Source organism: Mycobacterium sp. NTMscope_Eco_3, assembly GCF_976985685.1.
On record NZ_CDRJYZ010000001.1, the window covers coordinates 20,702 to 35,791 of the forward strand.

The 15,090-nt window shown below is 64.2% G+C and carries 18 protein-coding genes and 2 pseudogenes; 14 read left to right on the plus strand and 6 right to left on the minus strand.

The features are described from left to right. Positions 1–100 precede the first annotated feature (100 nt). From AC0KTM_RS00090 to AC0KTM_RS00150, 13 genes are all read left to right on the plus strand, one after another. Entirely contained in the window at positions 101–457 is a 357-nt protein-coding gene (locus tag AC0KTM_RS00090) for a hypothetical protein (RefSeq protein WP_132160395.1), read from the plus strand. A gap of 57 nt (positions 458–514) precedes the next feature. Next, the gene (locus AC0KTM_RS00095) at positions 515–1,522 is read left to right on the plus strand and encodes a DUF4226 domain-containing protein (protein ID WP_007172130.1); all 1,008 of its coding nucleotides are present in this window, start codon (positions 515–517) and stop codon (positions 1,520–1,522) included. A 273-nt stretch (positions 1,523–1,795) separates the two neighbouring features. Continuing rightward, complete coding sequence (locus tag AC0KTM_RS00100; RefSeq protein ID WP_007172131.1) at positions 1,796–2,011, plus strand: hypothetical protein; 216 nt, start codon at positions 1,796–1,798, stop codon at positions 2,009–2,011. A gap of 566 nt (positions 2,012–2,577) precedes the next feature. Beyond that, positions 2,578–4,203 carry a DUF4226 domain-containing protein gene (locus AC0KTM_RS00105; protein ID WP_047324037.1) on the plus strand — a complete coding sequence of 542 codons (1,626 nt, stop codon included), beginning with the start codon at positions 2,578–2,580 and terminating at the stop codon, positions 4,201–4,203. Between the two features lie 55 nt (positions 4,204–4,258). Continuing rightward, positions 4,259–4,555, plus strand: coding sequence for a type VII secretion target (locus tag AC0KTM_RS00110; protein ID WP_231588657.1), 297 nt, complete (start codon positions 4,259–4,261; stop codon positions 4,553–4,555). A 4-nt stretch (positions 4,556–4,559) separates the two neighbouring features. Continuing rightward, complete coding sequence (locus AC0KTM_RS00115) at positions 4,560–4,859, plus strand: DUF2694 family protein (protein ID WP_007172135.1); 300 nt, start codon at positions 4,560–4,562, stop codon at positions 4,857–4,859. A 45-nt stretch (positions 4,860–4,904) separates the two neighbouring features. Beyond that, positions 4,905–6,650 carry a PPE domain-containing protein gene (locus AC0KTM_RS00120; protein WP_007172136.1) on the plus strand — a complete coding sequence of 582 codons (1,746 nt, stop codon included), beginning with the start codon at positions 4,905–4,907 and terminating at the stop codon, positions 6,648–6,650. After that, the gene (locus AC0KTM_RS00125) at positions 6,647–6,787 is read left to right on the plus strand and encodes a hypothetical protein (protein ID WP_007172137.1); all 141 of its coding nucleotides are present in this window, start codon (positions 6,647–6,649) and stop codon (positions 6,785–6,787) included. Before AC0KTM_RS00120 ends, AC0KTM_RS00125 begins: the two co-directional genes overlap by 4 nt. Then, complete coding sequence (locus AC0KTM_RS00130) at positions 6,784–7,170, plus strand: YbaB/EbfC family nucleoid-associated protein (RefSeq protein WP_007172138.1); 387 nt, start codon at positions 6,784–6,786, stop codon at positions 7,168–7,170. Before AC0KTM_RS00125 ends, AC0KTM_RS00130 begins: the two co-directional genes overlap by 4 nt. Before the next feature lie 264 nt (positions 7,171–7,434). Further along, the gene (locus AC0KTM_RS00135; RefSeq protein ID WP_007172139.1) at positions 7,435–7,917 is read left to right on the plus strand and encodes a hypothetical protein; all 483 of its coding nucleotides are present in this window, start codon (positions 7,435–7,437) and stop codon (positions 7,915–7,917) included. Next, positions 7,917–8,249: a hypothetical protein gene (locus AC0KTM_RS00140; RefSeq protein WP_033717256.1), complete on the plus strand. Its 333-nt coding sequence runs from the start codon at positions 7,917–7,919 to the stop codon at positions 8,247–8,249. The genes AC0KTM_RS00135 and AC0KTM_RS00140 overlap by 1 nt, the downstream gene beginning before the upstream one ends. A 287-nt stretch (positions 8,250–8,536) precedes the next feature. Then, the gene (locus AC0KTM_RS00145) at positions 8,537–8,824 is read left to right on the plus strand and encodes a hypothetical protein (protein WP_007172141.1); all 288 of its coding nucleotides are present in this window, start codon (positions 8,537–8,539) and stop codon (positions 8,822–8,824) included. Positions 8,825–8,842: 18 nt separating this feature from the next. Further along, entirely contained in the window at positions 8,843–11,197 is a 2,355-nt protein-coding gene (locus AC0KTM_RS00150) for a hypothetical protein (RefSeq protein ID WP_007172142.1), read from the plus strand. A gap of 371 nt (positions 11,198–11,568) precedes the next feature. Here the strand turns inward: AC0KTM_RS00150 and AC0KTM_RS00155 are convergent, their stop codons facing one another. The 3 genes and pseudogenes from AC0KTM_RS00155 to AC0KTM_RS00165 all read right to left on the minus strand — a co-directional run. Next, positions 11,569–11,874 carry a hypothetical protein gene (locus AC0KTM_RS00155; RefSeq protein ID WP_007172144.1) on the minus strand — a complete coding sequence of 102 codons (306 nt, stop codon included), beginning with the start codon at positions 11,872–11,874 and terminating at the stop codon, positions 11,569–11,571. Continuing rightward, entirely contained in the window at positions 11,871–12,098 is a 228-nt protein-coding gene (locus AC0KTM_RS00160; RefSeq protein WP_007172145.1) for a ribbon-helix-helix protein, CopG family, read from the minus strand. Before AC0KTM_RS00160 ends, AC0KTM_RS00155 begins: the two co-directional genes overlap by 4 nt. Before the next feature lie 294 nt (positions 12,099–12,392). Then, positions 12,393–12,746 (minus strand): annotated as a pseudogene (locus AC0KTM_RS00165) (ATP-binding protein); the annotation flags it as partial. A gap of 110 nt (positions 12,747–12,856) precedes the next feature. Here AC0KTM_RS00165 and AC0KTM_RS00170 point away from each other — a divergent pair. Beyond that, a pseudogene (locus tag AC0KTM_RS00170) lies at positions 12,857–13,018 on the plus strand (YnfA family protein); the annotation flags it as partial. On the opposite strand, the gene AC0KTM_RS00175 reads toward AC0KTM_RS00170, so the two are convergent. From AC0KTM_RS00175 to AC0KTM_RS00185, 3 genes are all read right to left on the minus strand, one after another. Beyond that, entirely contained in the window at positions 13,015–13,278 is a 264-nt protein-coding gene (locus AC0KTM_RS00175) for a hypothetical protein (RefSeq protein ID WP_007172605.1), read from the minus strand. The pseudogene AC0KTM_RS00170 and the gene AC0KTM_RS00175 overlap by 4 nt on opposite strands. 57 nt (positions 13,279–13,335) lie before the next feature. After that, positions 13,336–14,412, minus strand: a complete 1,077-nt coding sequence (locus AC0KTM_RS00180) for an IS110 family RNA-guided transposase (RefSeq protein ID WP_238955752.1) — start codon at positions 14,410–14,412, stop codon at positions 13,336–13,338. Between the two features lie 331 nt (positions 14,413–14,743). Continuing rightward, positions 14,744–15,082 (minus strand): transposase, encoded by a 339-nt coding sequence (locus AC0KTM_RS00185; protein WP_033718757.1) that lies wholly within the window; start codon positions 15,080–15,082, stop codon positions 14,744–14,746. Positions 15,083–15,090: the final 8 nt, after the last annotated feature.

Below are 15,090 nucleotides of genomic sequence, written 5' to 3' on the forward strand. Positions count from 1 at the left end.
TTCATCGCGGCATATTCGAGCCGTCGCCACCGCATGCCGACACATGGCGAAACCTCGCAGCCTTTGTCGCGCGGCACAGCCCCGCGGTTTACTGTGCGGCATGCCCGAATCCGGACCTTCGGCTCAAGCCCAACAAGACATCCGCGCCGCGCAAGCCTTGCCCGACAATCTCGCCCGCCGCGAGCACGTCCATGCCGTCCAGCAACGCGCGCGGGCCCTCCTTCTGGATGCCACGAGCACGCCCGAACAAAAGTCCGCCGTCCGGCTCGATATCAGACAAGCGCGCGCACTCACTAGCGACCTGTGCACGCCGCGCACCCCAGCACCCCTGACCTGGATCGCAGCCCCAGCATTGAATAAAGCTGCGACGCCGCTCGTACGCCAGCACGTGCATGCCGGAGACCGAATGAACGAGCAGTTGGCCGATCCGGTCGCCGACGCCCCGCACACCACATGAGCACGAAGTCGGAGACGGCGATAGAAGCCGCACTGGATCTGGGTAATACTGGCCAGTATGTCGTCACTCGATGGACTGGTGGCCGAGACAGGTCGCGTGCTCAGTGATGCTCGCCGGCTTTTCGGCGCGGCGCCCCTCGAAGCGTCGTTGCCTTCGGCGCAGCAGTTGATGGCGGGCCGAGCAGCTGTAGCGCCAGTGGGGCAGGCCGCAGCTGCCAATTGGCAAGGCGAGGCAGCGACGACCTACGCTGCGACCAACGCCGATCAGGTCCATGCGTTAGACCGCACGGTAGCCGCCGATGGCCAAGTCAATCCGGCGCTGACCCATGCCGGACAGGCCGCCGCGGCGGGAGCACGAAGCATGGACAACCTGATCGCTCAGACCCGCGCGGGGGTTAGCGCACTGGCCCCCAGCACACGTAGCGCCGCAGGGCAGCAGCAACTCGCCAGCTTTTTGCAGGGTCAGCTCAACCAGGCGAAGGGATTGCTGCAAAACTTCCAGCAGCGCAACGCTGAAATAGCCGGCACCATCCAAAGCGCTGACTACGGGCGCCTTTCCGGTAGCCACGGCAAGGAGTCACCACCTGCTGCGCCGCTGGATTCGCGCACGTGGAAGCCGGGTGATAAGCGGCATATGCCCTATGACGCCGGCCCGGGTGGGATGGGCCCGCCCAACTTTCCTGATTCGCCGCCGTGGGTTGATATATGGGACCGGTCAGGAGCAGACGACCCCGACAAAGTTCCGCACTACTTTGTCAGATCCGATGAAATCCCCGGCTACAAGGTGTATCCGCCCGGAGCCCTAGGGCCACCAACGGTCGTCGACGAACGCGGCAATCCAGACCCATATGTCCAGTTGGGCCCAAACACAGGCGTGTGGGTACCGCAGTCGGCCTTTCCGGGAGCGAAAATCTATCCGCCTGGCTCTAACCCACTGCCACCCTACGGATACGACGAATGGTTACCAGGGTCCGGGATTTATATGTGGCACAGCGATTTAACCCCCGAACCGTACAACCCTTCCGGTCCTCTGGGGCCACCAACCTATCCGCAGGAAGGCCACTAACTACTAACTAGAAGCCACACCCGGGGGACGGCCTGCCAACAACGGGCGGCGTACAGCCCCCATGGCCCGTCGCGATGCAGATCTACCCCAAGGCCGGCGATCAACCTTCGCGCGTCAAAGTTCTGGCGGGAATTTTGACCGTGACCGTCGCCTAGGCCGATAAGTTGCCCTAGCGTTGGTGGAAAGTGCAGCGCTCGAAGGGATTTAACATTGGAACCAAAGGGGTGCAGCGCCCGGATCGCTGATAGAGGTGTCAGGTTGGCCTCGCGGGCGATGCCACTTGTCGAAGGCGACCAGTTCGCATCGCGTCGAATAAAGTGGATCGCCGACGAGCTGGCCAGCTTGCGCGACGGTATCCCCGCTAAGCTAGCCGACGATCCGGGCATCACGCACGCAGTCGTGCAAGACGTCGACATGAAGATTGCGGAAATCCAGGACGTACTTACTGCCAGCCGCAAGGCCGCTTCTTCGGCGCCACCGGTCAGATGATCGGCGCCCGCCCGGGTTGCAATAGCGCCCCGTGCGCCAGGCTGATTCGTCACCGTGACAATTTGACCCTGCTCTTGTCCAGGCTGGTCCTGCTAGAGGTGCGTCGGCTTTCGCGCGCGTATGTCGGTGTTGGCGGCTACTGCTTGTGCAGCCGGGGATTCCACTGCGGGGAAGGGGCGTGCGGCGAGAAGTATCGAGGAGGCGCAACCCGTGATGGGCCCGCTGCGAACCCGAAAGTCATTGCCGCCGATGGATATGCGCGCGGTGCTCGATGCTACCGATGTAGAGCACGCGATCGTTGCCGGTGGAGCTTGCAGCTAAGATCGCCGATTGGCTCGCCGGCTACGCTCACAGTCGCGAGGCTCCCCGGCTTAAGGCACTCCTGTGTGCCGTATCTCCGGACTGATTGACGCAGGTGTGCGAAGTTGCAGGACGCATCTGGTGCGGCGTGTCTTGAAAGAAAACAAAAGTCGACAAGCCGTGTGGACATGCTGGCGTAGCCGGTTTTTGGTGAATGTGGCGTTGTTGGTAGCGGCTAAAGCGACTCGGGACTTATCGTCCCGAACATGACGGGCTGGACCGATGTAGCGCTGTCCCAGGTGCTCGGCGGAGTATCCGAGGTATTGGGGTCACCCTTCCCTCAAAGCCCGGCGCCCGGCGGCCCGATGCCACTAGACCCGGCCCCAACGGCTCCGGTCACCTCACGCGATCAGCTCACCAAGCTCGACCGAGCCAAGCTCACTTACATGGGCATTAACCCGGATACGGCTCCGATGCCCGAAATCAACCAGGCGCTGGGCCGCGACCAACCCGCAGCGCCTCCGCCCCCGCCGCCCCCGCCGGAGTCGCCGGCGCCGACCTCCCCGGCGGGCACGCCACCGCCACCGGGACTGAGCGGGGCAGGGGCAGAAGCAGCCAAACGGCTCGACGAGGCACTGGCCAAAAATCATTCGGCGCTCAATGACGCTGACGACAAACTGGCCGACGCTCTGCTTAAAGCGTCGAGCTCTAGCGCTGATGGTCGTCAGCGGCTCCAAGCTTTGCAGCAAGACATCATCGACCAGGTCAACAAGCTGGGGTCATCGCTGGATACTGCGACCGGCCAACAGCAGCTGGCAGAGTTCTTGCAGGGAAAAACCGACGACATCCTCAACGTCCTGAAAAACGCTGGGCTGGACTCAGATTCACAAGCGCGGGTGTTGGATGGTCTCTCGGCGCGCTATCAGGCGTTGCAAGACAAGAAACCCGGCGATGACCCGCACACCAAGGGTTCGAGCGGCGACGGCACTGGCAGCGGCAACCCGGACTCAACCGGCACTACACCGGGTGGTGGTGCCGATTCTCCGGCCGGGACCGGTGACGGCACTGGCAGTGGCAATGACCCGCTACTGGACGGGCTGGCCTCAGATCCGTTGATGTCGCGGTTGGGCATGATGGGCGGGCCTGCGATGGGCGCTCTTGGCTCGCTGCCAGGTGCGCTCGGTTCAGCGATTCCCTCGCTCGGCGGAGGCGGTGGCGGCGGGCTGGGGGATTTGGGTTCGGCGATCGGTGGGGCGCTACGCGATGGCGGCCACGATCCGGACCAGGCCTCTGATGAGCACGTCGATTCGTTGAAAGACCCGTCCGGATCGCACACCGGTGACGACAAACCGCGAGATGGCACCCAGCCGGCCGGACTGCACGACCCAGGGGACAAAGCAGACAAAGGGGACAAGGCGGGGACAGAAAACGCTGGCAGCGGATCCACCCCGCCGCCGTCAGCGCCGGCAGCGCCAGGTCAGACGCCAACACCGTCGACTCAGGTCCAGCTGCCCGACCAATCGGTGCGAACCGCGGCCAATGGCGCACTCGCGCAGGCCGGACGCGCGGTGCTCTCCGGTGACAGCATCGACGACGCGTTTGCAGGGGCCAATCTTCAGTTGCCGCCGCTGGGTTCGCCGGTGAGTTCACCCATGGCACCCTCGCGGCTGCAATTCGGCGATGTGGGCCAATACACCGATCATCGGGTCATGGCTCTAGACAAAGACCATGTTTGGCTCAATGGCCAGGTCACGCCGATTGACCAGCTCGACACTGGCCCGAATTTCTTGGGGTGGACACGCGTGTCGGCCCCAACAGCGACAACGGTGACTTCGGCGGCCGTCGCCCCGGCACCGGCCGTGGCGCCCGCACCGGCGCCGCCGACCACTTAAGCGAACTTTTACTGCAACGTGAGGGAGTACCGTAATGACCGTGAATGAGCAGGCCTTGCAGGTCAACACCGATGACCTGATCCGATGGGCGATCGCCCACGAACGCGCCGCCGAGGCGTGCGGGCAGGCCCGTGCTGACCATGCCCGCACCGTGGCTGCGGCCGAATCGTGGGGACCGCTGTTTTACGAGGCGCGTCGTGCTGCAGTGGCCGCGGTCAACGACCGCGAGACCGCATTGCGCGACCAACAAGAGCGGCACGGGGCCATGGCGCAGCAGCTTCGCGCCGCCGCGGCGCGCATGGCGGAGATGAACGCTGACAACCGTGCCAATTTGACGATTTCCACGGATTAGCAACATGTCTGAAGCGCCGTCGACCGACTACGACACCGTGGTGTTCGAGGTCGCAAGCCGCGATGAGTCGATCGTGGTGGCGGTGGGCCGCAGCGGCAACTCGTTAGGCGTGGAGCTTCAGGCGGCGGCGATGCAGCTCAGCGACGCCGAACTGGCTAACCGCATCATCAAATTGAACACGCTGGCTCATTTACGCTCGCAGTTGGCGCTGCGTCAGGAGTGGGAGGCTCAACACGTGACCGTGTCCAGTGCGTTGCCCACCAAGGATCAGGTTGCCAGCTATGAGGCCCTGATCGATTTCTGAGAGAACTCGTCGCAACGTCAGCTAGAACACGGAGGGAGGACCGCAGTGCTGCAGGTCGATGTTGCCGGACTGCAGAGTGCGGTCGCGGGGCTGGTCGCCGCCGCTAACAGCCTTGCCAGGCTCGGCGCGCAGTCGCCGGTGCACCCTCCGCTGGCCACCGATGAGACATCAACGAGCGTGGCTGCCCGCCTCAGTGAGCACGCGGCGGTGATGGCATCGCGAGCTGCTGACGGGTCGACGGTCCTTGCGGCCGGCGCCAAGGCGATAACCCAGTCAGCAGTCGCGTATGGGCAGATGGACCAGGCCAATCAAGCGGTGGTGAGCTTGCAAGGTAACCCTGCACCCTCCACGCCGGGCTTCACCCCGGCGGTGACGGTGAATCTTGTTGCGCCTGATGTGCCGATCGCCCCGCCGGGACCCCGCCCAGCCGAAACGACGGCGGCGATCATGGAAGCCGGTCAGCCCGCTGCCGGGGATGCGTTTGTGGCCGACTGTGCGGCACTGTCAGAAGGATTTAGCGCTGCCGCGCGATCGGCCCGCCGCGGGGCGGCCACGGTCAGTGAACATCTCAAAGGGGAAGCAGGACCGCGTATTTCGGCGGCGTTGAATCGTTACGCGGACTGGGCGCAGGAGATGGCCCGCCATGCCGACACCGTTGGAAAGCTCGCCGGCAGCCACAAGAACAGATTTACACAAGCCAAGCAGGCGACTCCGACGACCACGGAGTTCGCTAACCGTCACCGCGAGCTCCACAACGCGATCGCACTCAACAGCTCTTATCCCAGTCCGGGATCGGCGGCCGCGGTGTCTAAGGCACACACGAATTTGACCCAGTTAACGAACCACACCCAGGTTGTGGCCGCTGGCTACCACACCGGCGAGACGATACCGGAGGCTCCGCCGGGGCCACCGCCAGCCCCAGCAATCGTGGAACCTGGTGCCGGACAAGGGGACACCCCGCCGTCTCCAACTCAGCAGGGAGCGGATCCAAAACCGACACGCGATCACCCGGGCACCACCCACGCCGGCGACGTCGACCCCGACACCGACCCCGCCGGCCTCGACGAGAGTCTCAATGCAGGCGATGGTGATCCCGCCGCTAACCCGCTAGCGCCTGCGGGAACGGGTGCGATGCCGGGAATGGCCTCATCTTTGCCGCCGATGTTGACCGGCCTGCTGGGCGCCGGGGTCGGGATGGCCACCCAGATACCGCAGAAATTAGGCCAAGAGCTGCAGGGATTGGCCCAGCAAGCCACCCAGAGCGTTGCAGGTTTGGCACAAGGAATGGCAGGCAAGAACGGGCTGGACGACGCGGCCAAAATTGAGCCAGCAGACTCCCTGGGCAGCGGTGCCGGCGGAGGCGGTGGTGACGACGGCGCTACCGCCCCGGCGGCCAGCGGCGGCGCAGATCTCAAGCCGGCGGCTTCAGCGATCTCCGGAATGAGTTCCCCCACCTCGCCCCCGTTGGCGGGGGCCAGCGCCACCCCGAGTCCCACCGCTGCCGCCGCTGAGAGCGGTATGGGCGGCTCCCCAATGTTCATGCCCCCGATGGGGGGCATGGGCGCTGGCGCCGGGGCGGCCAAGCGCAAGGTAAAGGACCCGGACAAGTCGATCGAGATGCCATCGCGCCCTAATTCCGAGCCGATCAAAGGCGAACGGGGAGACCCAATTCGGCACACGGCCACCGTTGACGCCGCTGCCTACCCCAAAGACGGGCCGAAGCGCACGGTGACCGTTCGGTCACGCAGCCGACGCGTCGACCGCGACCCGGGCAGCGGTGATGACCAGTGAGCGTGAATGGGTGCGTCGGCTATCAGTCCGATCAGAATCTGGTCGCTGAAGTGATGGCCCAGCTCGATTCGGTGTCGATGGCCCTGCCCGACCTGCAGGATGAAATTGCGTCCGACGACGATGGTGAGGCCCCGTGACGGTGTACGAGTATGACGGCTACCAGGCGGATAAGAATTTAACCGCCAGTGTCATAGCGCGCATGGAACGGGTGTCGACGATGCTTTCCAAGCTGCTCGAGGAGATGGATGGCATCGACCTGGAAGCCATCGGCGGCGATGGCGACGTCGTGTTGTCGGTGAACTCCCAAGGACAACTCACCTCGCTGTCGCTGGCGCAGGGCTGCACCACCCGCTACTCACACGGGGCTTTGGCCGAGCTGATCAACACCACGATCGACGAGGCAGTCAACGCCGCGGCCGAGGAAACAGCGAGCGTGGGAGGCGGCCAAGACCAGGAAGCGCTCGACGCTGCTGTGCAAGCGTTCATCAATCCCGAAAGTGAGATCTGGACTGCCACCTGAGCACCGGTTTCGTCTTGGATTCGCGTCCAACGGTAGCCCGATGTCGCCGCAGGACAGTACGCTGATTGCATGAATCCGCAGGCAGTTGGGCAGCCGAGCTACCCCGCTGCGACCGGCGGCCCGCCCACCTCCACGAGTACGGTCGGTGTGCCGACCGGTGCCGCGGTGTTGCCACCACCGCCCAGCTACGTGCCACCCCCACAAGCTCCTGCACCGCCACCGGTGTACCGCAGACGCGGGCCGGGCTGGCTGGCGGTATGGGTAATGCTGGCGCTCGCGCTGCTACTGGCGTTAAGCGCAACGGTGATGAGTGCGATGAAGTTGACCGCATCAAACCCGGCCGCGACAACCACCACGGTGATGGCGCCACCCCCACCGCCGGTGAGCTACAGCCCGGAGCAAGTGGCGGCGGCCAAGAAGGAAGCCTGCGACGCCAGCGATACGGCGGACAAATCGATAATTGCTGCTCAAAAGAACTTCTTCGACGCTGCGCGAGACCGGCAATCGCCTCAATACCATCCTGCACTGGGCAACTTCCAGCTTGTGGTGATACTGGAGACGCAGTACATCCAACAGCATCTTCCGCCGGCTACCCCGAAGAACGTGCTAGACGCGACCAATGAATATGTCACCGCAGTAATTCGGTTGGTCGACGCCAATACCCGCGAGCTGTCCGACCACGATGCCCAGCCGTTCGTGTTAGCGCTTAGAAGTGCGGGAGATCGACTCGACAAGGTGTGTGAGTGATGCGAACCGATGACATTCTGCAGGTCATTCCCGCTGCGGCGGAGTCGGCGAACATGCTGACCGGTTCGGCAACGGTCGAGTTTGCTACGACCGTGCCCGAGCACGCGGCCCATGGCGCGGCGGCCACGGCAGCCGGGGGGGCTCACGCGGCTTCAATGTGGGCGCCGAGCGTGGCAGCAAGCGCAGGTGTGAACCAGCAAGTCGCGGGAGCCGGTGCCGCGCTGGCGCCACGCGGTGGAAAGGTGGCTCAACGCAACGATCAATCGTTGACCGCAGACCTTCAGACCGACAACCAGAACGCTCAGGACCTGACACCGGTGGTGAGCATATGACCGCCACCCTGCACTCGCCCCAAGCGGGGACACCGCTCCCACCCGCTTTCCCGCCACGTCAGCTTCCGCCACCGGCGGGGCCCGGCCGCGGGGCGGTGGGGGGCACGGCGGCGGCGCTAGTCGTTGCGGTCGGAGCCGCCGTCCTTGCCGCAGTAGCGTGGATGACGCCATCCAAAGTTCCCGTCAGTACGGTGGTTGCGCCGTGGTCACCACCTGCCCCGAGTTCCGACCAGGTGGCAGCCGCACGCACAAAGGCATGCCAAGTGTGGGGGATTACCGCGACAGCAATGGACGCGGCCACGAACGCGGTGGCCCACGCTCCAGCCGACTGGAATGACCCTGGCACCCAAGAGGCCTTGGCCAACGAGGCGCGGGTAATCCTGGTGGAAAGCGCATACCTGCGCCGTGAACTGCCCGCCGATACACCGGCAACGATCCGCTCAGGGATCGACGACTACCTTGCGGCCAGCTCGGACATGGAAAACGCCACCACGCATCGCAAGGGCAGCTTGCGAAACGCCGCGATCGGTCGTGCAAACACCGCAGAAGACAAGGTAAACGCCGCTTGCCGGTAGTGTGAGGAAGAGGGAGCCGTGGCGGATGTGCCCGCAACCAGTATCGCTGGGAACATCATCATCACCCCGGATATGGTGCCGCCAGCAGCAGAGCCGTTGGAGACCCAAGCGGCGCACTACGCGGCGTTGGCGGAGAAAGTCGGTGAGCTGCAGCAGCAGCTCAAAGCCGCCAATGCGATGCGCGAAGAGGCCGCACAATCGCCCGGTTGGGAAGCTGGGCACGAAAAGAATCGCCAATTGGCCGCAGACTACGGCCGGATGGTCGAGATATACAACGCGGCGGCAGATTATTTCAACGGAGTCGCTGGCGTTTACCGCGACGCGCAAACCGCCCAACGGAACGTCTTGATGAAAGCCAATGCTGAACTGTCGCAGGCCAAGAACGCGATACAACAGCAGGAGATCGCGGCGCGCTGGCACACGCACGCCCGAGCCCTGACGACCAGCGCGGTAGGAGCCGCTACAGCCAAGGCCGGAGTTTTCGAGCACACTGCAGGCACCGATATCACGGCTCTTACCTCACGCCTAGGCGGTCCGGCACCTCAAGACCCCGTCTTGCCCCATAGCGGCGGAGGCGGAATAGCCGTACCCACAGGCAAAGAGGGCTCCGGACTAGGTGATGACAACGGCGACCCCGCGAACCCCAACGGCACTGGCAATCCGCAGGGAATAGGTAATGGGCACACGCCGCGCCACAGTGGTGCAGCGAAGGGCGAGGACGGCGAGCCGGCGACGACGGGACCAGGATCCACTCCTGCGGTGATGGGGAGCCCTTATCCGGGTGCCGGGCAGATGCCGATGCCGGGTGGTGGTGGCAGCGGGATTCAGTCTGTTGGTTTCCCGCCGGGGTTGACGTCGATGACGGGGGGACTTGGATCGATGCCCGGTGGGGGTGGCATGGGAGGCCTGGGCTCTGGTGGGGGCTTGGGCGGGCTGCCCGGCGGTATGGGGCAGCTGCCCGGTACTCAGGCTGCCGGGCTGGGGAACCTGCCCGCTAATGCCGCACCAGCAGCCGGGGCACCGGCACAGTTGGGACCGGCGTTCTCCCAAGGACTTTCAGCCGGATCGGCGTTGGGGTCGCTGCCGCCTGCGACCGGCACTGGAACGCCGGCCGCAGGGCAAGCAGCCGCAACTCCAGCGGCAGGGCTGACTTCGGGTGCGGGCGTTCCTTCGGCCGGGTTGACAGGAGCAGGTGCGACCCCTCCGGCAGTCAGCCCCGCAGCGCCGGGGCTTGCCACGTCTGGCGGGCCGACGAGTGCTGCACCGGCGGCGATGATGCTTCCGCCCCCGGGTATGGGCGCTCCCGCGGCCCCCGTAGCTGCGGGTGGCGCAAGTGCTGCAGCCCCCGTCGCCCCTGCTGGCAACACGGCCACACCGGGTGGCTCCGCGCCGACAACCGGGCCGGCAGCTGGATCGACGGTCGGATCGGGTGGGGCGGTGGTTGTGCCGGCAAGTGTTGTCAGCGCCGGAGCTGGCGCCCGCAACCGTGGACGACCGGAGTCAGCCGAACTGGCAACCGCAAAAGTGTTGGCGCGCAAGCTCCGTCGTGACAGCGACATTGTTAATTACGCGTGCATTGAGTGGGCCGTGGGCGTATTTCGCCGCGAGGCTGGCGGGGCCACCGAGTGCGTGGTGATGTCCAACGAAGGCTTTGGTTACATTCCGCGGGGAGTGTTCTTGCCACGTACTGCCCGTCTGTTGACGGCAGATAAGTTGGTAGACAACCAATTTCGGGAAGGCTGGTTCGGGTCATCCGATCCTGCCGAGGTGCTAGCCGAATATGCACGGCTGCGCGGCCGCGGCGGAACGCATCTGGTTGCCATGGCAGTAACCGCGGACAGCCCCTACGGTCGGGTGCCAGGGGTCGAATACGCGGTTTGTCAACGCGAATTCGATGACGGTGCTTACATCCGCCCGATTCTCGACGATATGCATATGCATCGTCTCGAAGCGTTGCACCCGGAGGTGTATGCCCGGGTTCAGCAGACGACCTCCACTGAACCTGAGACGCGCATGGTTGAAAATCAGGTCGTTGTGCCGCTGGCTGTGCAGATGATCGAAGCTGTGAAGATGTCGGGGGAGATGACGCTCGATCTGCGGCAGATGTGGGATGTGCTGGGCACCGGCGACCACATCTCGGAGGAGGTATGGAACCAGTACCGGATCGCCTCAACCGTGTACTACGTGAACCTCAGCGCGAACCGGCCTCGGCCGGAGGCCTCCACAGGAGATCGCGAGCGTTATCAGGCGCAGTGGGTCACCGCACGCACGATGGAGTTGCTGCAGGGTTGGGAGCGGCGACCGGTCGACGTAGCGGATATGGTCTACGCTGCGGCGACGGCCTACCCATGGAGATTTTGGCACCAAATTTGAATTGTTATGGCGCGTGGTCGAATCCGAGCTCGGCTGCGGCGTAGCGTGAGGTGCCGCGGCGTGCGACGTGGGATGCAGTGATCAGGATTGACCGCCGAGCGCTGGCGAAAACCGTTATAGGAGCACGCCTTATAAGTACGTGGTAGCTGGGCCTCGATTTGGCGATCGAGGTGATGGCCGGATCGTTGGAGGAGAGACGCCGAGTCGTCACAGTGACGAAATAAGCGGTATTCGCTGGAAGCACCCATCCATCCACCGCCGCGGCCACGCGCGCAGGGTTGCCCGAGAAATTGGTGTCTGTTCTCACGCAATCTCGGGGACATTCTTATCGGATTGGGGGCAAGTTGCGATCGGGGATAGTACGTTGAGGGTCAGGAAATGAGCGCGGTGACGGCGGTCGTGGTCGTGTCAGCGAGCGCGATGCCGCCGATATTGCCGATGGGTTGGTCGAGGGCCGCGACAGGAAGCCACTGGATGAGCTCCGGTAAGACAACCCCTTTGGGTTGCAGCACTGTGACGATCATAGCCATTGTGCTGCTGGGGATTTCACCGGGAATGAAGGGGCAGATGATCACCTGGCCGGTGGCGGCTGCGAGGTGAATCGTGTTAGATAGTACGACAACGTACAGTTCCTGGTTGGTGTCGCGGCCTGGCGTGATGTCTCCGGGTGTGATCACAGGCCAGCGGCCCGGTTCGCCTGATAGACCTTCTCCGCGTAGGCGTCGATGTCGAGCGTTGGCACAGTGTGTGTTGTGTAGTTCTCGAGCGAGATTCGGAGATGCTCGTTGTGCAGGGCTCGTTCGATCATCTCTGAACGATTCAGCCCGGCCGCCTGGGCGTCCGCATCGGCCGCCGCCAGCACGGCCTCTTCAATCATTACGGACACTTTGGCTTTCGCCATACCATTTATCCTACTCTGAGCAGGACAGTTGTCGTGAGGGTACTCCGGCTGGTGGCGCCGACGCAGGTTGCGTTAAATGGTGCGAGGACGACCTACCACAGATTCAGCTTGCCAGTCACGGTTACGGACGGGCCCATGTACGCCGATGACGACGATTCGGGGCGCGAAACGGTGTACCTGCTAGGTTCGCGTGAGAATGCGCGCCGCCTCATGGCGGCCGTCGCACGGTGTCAATGGCCAAGTAGAAGTACCCGCTGGTGGCCGGATAAAAGTACCCACCCCGTGCAGTGATTCTTAGATTGGTTGGGGGTTCTCCTTCCGGTGTTGGGCGTCCTTCATTCGGTAGGACTGGCCGTCGGTGATGACGACGGTGGCGTGATGCAGGAGCCGGTCCAAGATGCTGACGGCGGTGGTCTGCTCGGGCAGGAATCGACCCCACTCTTGGAAGGGCCAGTGCGAGCCGATGGCCAGGGAGCGGCGTTCGTAGGCGCCGGCGACGAGGCGGAACAGCAGCTGGGTGCCGGTGTCGTCGAGTGGGGCGAAGCCCAGTTCGTCGAGGATGATCAGATCGACACGGAGCAGGGATTCGATGATCTTGCCGACGGTGTTGTCGGCCAAGCCGCGGTAGAGGGTTTCGACGAGGTCGGCGGTGTCCGTTGTCGTTCTATCTGAGGCAGGTGCGGGCGTCTGACCTGCGGTGCCTCAGATCAAATGGCGATCCTGTTGCGGGTGGTTTGTCATCTGATCTGAGGTAAATAGGCCGGATCCTGGCCGCCTACGGGGAGGCGTGTTCGTCGGCGGCTCGCTGGCGTGGGGTATGGCCCTCGAGGGGTTCCGACCCGGCCGCTGGGACGTGCTTGGCGCCCCTGGTTTTCCTGGCCGGCGTTGCCGTGAACATGTACGCTCCTCGCGGCCACTAGCTTTCGGCCGCAATCGCCCGTCGCAGCGCGGTCAGTATGACGTCACGGCTGGGCAGATCCAACCGACAGACGTCACCCGTCGGCGGCCGATCGGGACGCATCACATCGGTGCCGTCAATCAGTATCGACGGTGACGGAAAGGGTCCGACCCGCTCAACGATCGCCGTGTTGATCCCGACCACGGCCAAACAGTCGACCAGCATTTCATGGGCCGTTGCCGCGTTCGGACAGCCCGGGCTGCTCAGAATCTCAATCCGCATCCCACGGTCTCCCAACACCCGTCATTAGCATCTCAGGTGGGATGCTCCTATAGATTGTCAAGGGCTGACCGCTGGGTCTTCGGGTGTGGGTGTGAATCGTGTTGGGCGCGTGAGTTCCTGGTAGATCTCGCGGGCGATGGCCCGTTTGAGGCAGCGCATGATGTCCTTCTTTGACAGTCCTTCGGCGGTTCGCCGGCGAGCATAGGCGCGGGTGCGTTCGTCATATTTCAGCCGCACGACAGCGACGGTGTGAAGTGCTTTGTTCGCTGCCCGGTCGCCACCCCGGTTGAGCCGGTGGCGGTTCGTGCGTCCCGAGGATGCCGGGATAGGAGCAACACCGGCGAGATGGGCGAAGGAGGCCTCGGAACGAAGCCGTTCGGGGTTGTCGCCGGCACTGACCAACAGTTGTCCGGCGACCTCGGTGCCGACGCCAGTCTTGGCCAGCAGACCTGGAGCAGCAGTGGTGGTCAGCTCATCCAAGACGATGTCGAGCTCTTTGATCTCGTCATTGAGCGCCAGGTGGCGGCGAGCCAGGGATCGAAGCGTAAGTCTGATCGCTGCCGCTGGCGCCGAGAGGTCTGTTCCGGGGCGCAGACGCGACAGCGCCTGGATCAATGCAACGGTTCCCAACGGTTTCATGTGCTCACGCAAGTCCATCGGGCCGGTGATCAGCAGTCCGCGAATCTGGTTGATGCACTGAGTCTTTGCCTTGACTGCCGATCGCCGAGCCACGCGAAGACAACGGATGGACTCCACGATGCCGTCTCGTGATTTCGGAACGCTGTCGGCTCGCCCGGAGGCTACCGCTTGGGCTGCTGCGTAGGCATCAACGGGATCAGACTTGCCATTGGCGCGCCGGGTCGCACGGTCGGGCCGGTTGACCTCGAGCACCGCCAGGCCCGCTGCCGTCAACACCCGGCCCAGTTGGGCTCCGTAGGTTCCGGTGCCTTCCACTCCCACACCGGCGACCGATCCGATCGAGGAGATCCAGTCCAGGAGGCTGCGGTAGCCGTCCGGATCGGCGGGGAATTCTCGGTCGCCGAGGTGGCGTCCGAGTTGGTCGATGACAGCAACGTGGTGCGTATCGGCGTGGGTGTCGACCCCGACAAAGACAGCGGTCGATGCGGCAGGCATTGGCCTCCTTCAGTGGTACTGATACGGACAGCACCCTGAGCGCGGGCCGATGGGACAAGACAGTGATGGGCCCCGTTGCTACGACAAGCTCCTATAAGGTCACCAAGCACGCCCTCAACGGGTGCATGGGCTCAGTGACGGACCGGCAGATCCCACTCAAAGGCAGCCATCCGGCGCCGGTCAATTTTCGGGCCAGGCCCGCCACCAAGCTCCGAAACAATGATCACTGTCAATTTTCGCGACCCGGTGACAGTTGCAGCCGGAGTTCGACGCGCCCGGTAGCTCGGCGATTTCGGGTACGCCGTGGCAGGCGCACTCCCTTGCGGCGAGTTCAAGCCGCGGCTCGCCGCTGCTGCGGTCGCAAAGTGTGCCGAGACGCGTCTATGCCGGCCATTTCTTGCGCCTGCTCGGCTGCGGTCTGCCCTAGCCGGACCAAATCCGCTCGCTCCTGGACCGAAAGCGGCTGTTCGCCAGCGACATCTGGCCGCTGGCCGTCACCGCTGCGGGCCTGGGACATCAGCCACCGCTCATCGCGCACCCATGTATGCAGCAGGCTCGTGTCCACGTTTAGCTGGCGGGCTACCTCAGCGACTCGCCGCTGCCCGTCGATCACCATGTGCGCGGCCGTGACTCGATACTGCGGGGTGAATGAGCGCCGATGTTGTGGCATACCTACTG